Genomic DNA, 1811 nt, shown 5'->3' with positions numbered 1-1811 from the left:
CGGTGGCCGCTTTACGTCCATCACCGACACGATGACGAACCCAGCAACCGCGCTACACCACTATGCGGGACTCAACTGATGGTCGTCTAACGGTGCTGGGCTTCCCACCCGCCTGAGTATCGTAAGACGGGCTAATCACGACTGATAGCTAACTTGTAGTCTTCTGGGGAAGGTGGCGTTGATGGCCGGCGACAACGCCCTGCGCCCGGAGATCGTGATTGGACTAGTCGGTGCGCTAGGGACCAACCTTGCCCGGGTCGAAGAGGCACTTGCGGATGCGCTCTTGTCGGTGGGTTATACCCACAGGACTGTTCGTGTGAGCGACAAAATCTTGTCATTCTACGAAGAGTTGAACCTACCGGCGCTGCAGGAGTCGGCGACTCCAATCGACCATTTGATGGATCTTGGCGATGAATTGCGCCGACACCACGACGACGGCGGCGTGGCCGCAGCCATCGCTGTTTCAGCTATTTCGAAGCAGCGATATGACGAGTTGGGCGACGCTGCTGCCGATGGCGCTGAGCGAGATTCTGTGGCTTCGATCGTGAGGCAGCTGAAGCATCCTGATGAAGTCCGGCTACTGCGTTCGGTATATGGACCCCGCTTCGTTCTCCTGGGGGCGTGGTCGCCGAAGGCCGAACGCGAGGACTCAACTAATCGCCGTCTTCGCAGCCTGGTGCCCAGCGAAGAAGACGGATGGTACGACCAGCACGTCTCGCTGCTGATGAATCGCGATGAGAAGGACGGATCGGAGGAACTTGGCCAGCGAGTTCGCGATACCTTCGAACTGGCCGACGCATATGTCGCGCTTCGGGCTGGCCATCAAATCCGAGAAGAGATCGGCAGGATCGTCCGTCTCCTGTTTGGCGCGCCCTTCGAAACTCCAACGCGCGACGAACAGGCGATGTTTCAAGCTTCGGGCGCGCGTATGCGCTCATCCGCCGGCGGGCGGCAAGTTGGTGCCGTCGCTGTCGATGACTGTGGAGAGTTGCTGGCGAGCGGGACCAATGAGGTACCGAAGGCTGGCGGGGGTCAGTACTGGGAAGGGGACAAGCCAGATCACCGCGATTTTCGGAGGGGAGCGGATTTTAACGACCAGGAAAAGTTACTTGTTGTCGCGGACCTGCTTGACAGGTTGAAGACCGCGGGGGACTGGCTAACACCCGAGATGAATGGTCTGCAGTCAAGAAAGCTAGCTGAACGGGCACTGGCGAACGATGGGCCGTTCCGTCAGAGTCGCGTAACGGACTTGCTTGAGTTCGGGCGGATTCTGCACGCTGAGATGGCACTCATCTGTACTGCCGCGCGTAGAGGTACCCCGCTTGACGGTGCGACTATGTACTCAACTACTTACCCCTGCCATCAATGCGCCCGTCTGATCATTGGTAGCGGTATCGATCGCGTTGTGTACATCGATCCTTACCCGAAATCGCTAGTACCGCGCATGTATGGCGAAGAGGTTTCCGACGGGACCGAAACGAACGGGAAGGTTGCTTTTGTGGCCTTCGCGGGGGTAGCGCCCCGCCTCTTCCCGAACGTTTTCGCTATGGTCGGACGGAAGCGGGATCCCGTGACGGGGGAGTACCTGCCTTGGGTTCCGAAACTGGCTCAGCCACGGTTGGTCTCTGCAGCGGTTCTGCGGTATCCGATCCAGGTCGCTGAGGATGTAGTTATCAACAAACTTGCAGCTAGATTCGACGAAGGCGGCGAGTCGCGCGAGGAAAATTCACCTTGAGATGTCGGGTGAGTCCCCTGGGGTGGTGGGGTTTCGGGGGTCGGCGCAGACGGTGCTGGACTTGGTATCGGGTGTG

Annotated in this window: 1 protein-coding gene; it reads left to right on the top strand. The window is 59.1% G+C overall.

Annotated elements, in window-relative coordinates; translation table 11 throughout:
• Positions 1–181 precede the first annotated feature (181 nt).
• Positions 182–1735, top strand: a complete 1554-nt coding sequence (locus A5694_RS22195) for a deaminase (RefSeq protein ID WP_131809462.1) — start codon at positions 182–184, stop codon at positions 1733–1735.
• Positions 1736–1811: the final 76 nt, after the last annotated feature.

The sequence above is a fragment of the Mycolicibacter sinensis genome (assembly GCF_001667945.1).
Classification (GTDB): Bacteria; Actinomycetota; Actinomycetes; order Mycobacteriales; family Mycobacteriaceae; genus Mycobacterium; species Mycobacterium sinense_B.
Note: the sequence above shows the minus strand (reverse complement) of the source record. Positions and strands in the feature narration are given on the sequence as shown.

Coding starts and splice junctions, on each gene's coding strand:
- A5694_RS22195 (WP_131809462.1), top strand. CDS start 182: ATGGCCGGCGACAACGCCCTGCGCCCGGAGATCGTGATTGGACTAGTC.